The organism is Thiobacillus sp., assembly GCF_024708915.1.
Genome location: NZ_JANJXQ010000148.1, coordinates 1 through 3326, shown reverse-complemented (window position 1 = coordinate 3326; position 3326 = coordinate 1). Strand labels below are relative to the sequence as shown.

The 3326-nt window shown below is 62.1% G+C and carries 5 protein-coding genes and 1 pseudogene; all 6 read right to left on the bottom strand.

What is annotated here, in order from left to right:
- Positions 1 to 998, bottom strand: a 998-nt coding sequence (locus Q0L94_RS10595; RefSeq protein WP_296753134.1) for a DnaB-like helicase C-terminal domain-containing protein, incomplete at its 3' end; no start/stop codon positions are given.
- Positions 999 to 1135: 137 nt separating this feature from the next.
- The gene (gene rplI, locus Q0L94_RS10590) at positions 1136 to 1585 is read right to left on the bottom strand and encodes a 50S ribosomal protein L9 (RefSeq protein WP_296753133.1); all 450 of its coding nucleotides are present in this window, start codon (positions 1583 to 1585) and stop codon (positions 1136 to 1138) included.
- Between the two features lie 10 nt (positions 1586 to 1595).
- The gene (rpsR, locus tag Q0L94_RS10585) at positions 1596 to 1883 is read right to left on the bottom strand and encodes a 30S ribosomal protein S18 (RefSeq protein WP_363923946.1); all 288 of its coding nucleotides are present in this window, start codon (positions 1881 to 1883) and stop codon (positions 1596 to 1598) included.
- Between the two features lie 3 nt (positions 1884 to 1886).
- Positions 1887 to 2177 carry a primosomal replication protein N gene (gene priB / locus Q0L94_RS10580; RefSeq protein ID WP_296753132.1) on the bottom strand — a complete coding sequence of 97 codons (291 nt, stop codon included), beginning with the start codon at positions 2175 to 2177 and terminating at the stop codon, positions 1887 to 1889.
- A gap of 17 nt (positions 2178 to 2194) precedes the next feature.
- Positions 2195 to 2578 carry a 30S ribosomal protein S6 gene (gene rpsF, locus Q0L94_RS10575; RefSeq protein ID WP_296640490.1) on the bottom strand — a complete coding sequence of 128 codons (384 nt, stop codon included), beginning with the start codon at positions 2576 to 2578 and terminating at the stop codon, positions 2195 to 2197.
- A gap of 169 nt (positions 2579 to 2747) precedes the next feature.
- Positions 2748 to 3326, bottom strand: a pseudogene (locus Q0L94_RS10570) (lysine decarboxylase); the annotation flags it as partial.

Below are 3326 nucleotides of genomic sequence, written 5' to 3'. Positions count from 1 at the left end.
AGGCCGAGCTTGCCGCACTGGCGCATCAGCCGGCGCGCGCGCGCGCGCAGTTCCAGCACGTTGAGTCCGGGCGATTCGTCGATGAAGACCGGCGCCTCGTTGAGCTTGCCGAGCGCGTAGGTGAGGCGCTGCCAGTCGTCTTCGCCGAGCTTGCCGGTACGCAGCCGGTGCTGGTCGAGCTTGCCGACCGAACCGATCATCCGCATCACCAGCTGCGCTCCGCCCATTTCCATCGAGAACACCGCCACCGGCAGGCCGGTGTCGAGCGCGACGTTTTCGGCGATGTTGATCGAGAACGCGGTCTTGCCCATGGACGGCCGCCCGGCGACGATGACCAGGTCGCCCGGCTGCAAGCCCGAGGTTTTCTGGTCGAGATCATGAAATCCGGTGGGCACGCCGGTAATGCCGGAATCGTTGTCGCGGTGATACAGCTCGTCGATGCGTTCGACCACTTCCTTCAGCAGCGGCTTGATTTCGGTGAAGCCCGCCTGACCGCGGCTGCCCGACTCGGCAATCTCGAACACCTTGGCCTCGGCCTCGTCGAGCAACTGCGAAGCGCTGCGCCCGGCCGGTGCGTAGGCGGTATCGGCAATGCCGGTCGCCACTTCGGCCAGGCGGCGCATCACCGAGCGCTCGCGCACGATTTCGCCATAGCGGCGGATGTTGGCGGCCGACGGCGTATTGCTTGCCAGTGCGACGATGTAGGCAAGCCCGCCGACGCTTTCGAGCTGGCCGAGCGATTGCAGCGACTCGGAAACCGTCACTGCGTCGGCCGGACGGTTTTCCGCTATCTGCCGCACGATCGCGCGCAGGATCTGGCGATGGTCCTGGCGATAGAAATCGCTCTCCGAAACCACGTCGCCGATACGGTCCCACGCGCTGTTGTCCAGCAGCAGGCCGCCCAGCACCGCCTGCTCGGCTTCGAGCGAATGCGGCGGCAGGCGCATCTGCGCCAGCTGGGGGTCGGAACTTGCAGTCAGCGGATGGATAGCGGCCATGGCAGGATTCTAGTCTCCGGCCTTACCCCCACCAAGGGATAAGACTGTGGATAACGCGTGAACATCCGGGAATACCTTGGGAGCATGAACAAAAAAGGGAGCCACCGGGCTCCCTTTTTTGGCGTTTCCGCTGGAAATTACTGTTCGCCGGCCACCACTACCGTGATGTTGGCGGTGACGTCATGGTGCAGCCCCAGCACCACCGGATATTCGCCGATGGCCTTGAACGGGCCTTCGGGCAAACGGACTTCCGCCTTCGCCACGTCATGGCCCTGCGCCTTCAGCGCATCGGCAATGTCTGCGTTGGTCACGGAGCCGAACAGACGGCCATCGACGCCAGCTTTATGGCTGACCGTCACGCGGGCACCTTCCAGCTTTTCGCCGCGGCGCTGGGCATCGGCCAGCTTTTCGGCGGCGACGCGTTCCAGTTCGGCCTTCTGCGCGGCAAACGCTTCCATGTTGGCCTGCGTGGCGCGGCGCGCACGGCCGGTGGGGATCAGAAAGTTGCGGGCGAAACCGTCTTTCACTTTGACCACGTCACCCAGATTGCCCAGGTTGACGACTTTGTCCATCAGTATCACTTGCATGGCCGTCTCCTCAATGCAGGTCGGTGTAAGGCATCAGCGCCAGGAAGCGCGCACGCTTGATCGCAGTGCCCAGCTGGCGCTGGTAGTGCGCCTTGGTGCCGGTGATGCGGGCCGGGATGATGCGGCCGTTTTCGGCGATGAATTCCTTCAGCACGTCGACGTCCTTGTAATCGACTTCGACCACTTTCTCAGCGGTGAAGCGGCAGAACTTGCGGCGCTTGAAGAGACCGCGGTTGCCGCTGTCGCGGCGCTTGTTGGCGAACTTGCCGCCGGATTTTCCACCCATGGGACGGGCCATGATTTATTCCTTTTCGATTCGATTCAATATCAGGATCAGTTGTCGGCTGTTTACGCTGCGCCGGTTCAACGCGCCTTCCAGTTTGACCTGCGTTCCGGTGGTCAGTTGAGCCAACCGACTGGCAAGCGATCCGCTCGCCTGCACCGTCAACTCGCATTCCACCTGCCGGGTCTGGGTAGCTATCGACTGACTGCTGCGGTGAAGAATCACCGCCTCCGCAATCGGCACGCCCGCCGGGCTGTATCGCACCGGGTCAACCTGGACGAGGGCTCCGCTGATGGCCAGCCTATTCACACATTCCGACCACTCGCTCAGGCTGCGGCGGGCTGCTCGGCTGCTGCTTCCGGCTTGGCGCTGTCCAGCATGTCGCGCGACTTTTCTTCTTTCATCATCGGCGAGGCCGTGGTCACCGCGGCGTCGCGCTTGATGGTCAGATGGCGCAGCACAGCGTCGTTGAACTTGAAGCCGTGTTCGAGTTCTTCCAAGGTTTCCTGGTCGCACTCGATGTTCATCAGCACGTAATGGGCCTTGTGGACTTTCTGGATCGGATAGGCCATCTGCCGGCGGCCCCAGTCTTCCAGGCGGTGGACGCTGCCGCCGCGCGTGGTGATGTTGCCCTTGTAGCGTTCGATCATGGCGGGCACCTGCTCGCTCTGATCGGGATGGACGATAAATACGATTTCATAATGCCGCATCGTTTTCCTTTCGGTTCAGCCCCCCGCTGCGGTGCGGTGGAGCAAGGTTAAAAATGGCCAAGGTTTAAAAAAGCCAAGGTCAAAAAACAATCCCCGGCAAACCGGGGACTGCGAATCATACGCTTTTTGCCTGGCAAATCAAGCCGGAGTTGCCGGCCGGGGCGCCGGGTCAGATCACGCAATCGACGTAATAGCGCGCCTTGCCGTCGACCACGTCGCTGACCAGGCCGTGCACGTCGGTTTCGAAGCCGGGGAATTTCTCGTTGAATTCGCGGGTGAACTGCAAATAACGCACGATAGTGGCATTGAAGCGCTCGCCCGGGATCAGCAGGGGAATTCCCGGCGGATACGGCGTTACCAGCATGGCGGTAATGCGGCCTTCGAGCTGGTCGATCTCGACGCGCTCGATCTCGCGGTGCGCCATTCTGGCAAACGCGTCGGCCGGCCTCATCGCCGGCGCCATCTCCGACAGATACATCTCGGTGGTCAGCCGCGCCACATCGTTGGCCTTGTAGATGGCGTGAATCTGGTCGCACAGATCCTTCAGCCCGGTCTTTTCATAACGCGGATGCTGCTCCACGAACTCGGGCAGCACGCGCCACAGCGGCTGGTTCTCGTCGTAGTCCGACTTGAACTGCTGCAAGGCGGTCACCAGCGTGTTCCAGCGGCCCTTGGTGATGCCGATGGTGAACATGATAAAGAAGGAATACAGCCCGGTTTTCTCGACGATGACGCCGTGCTCGGCCAG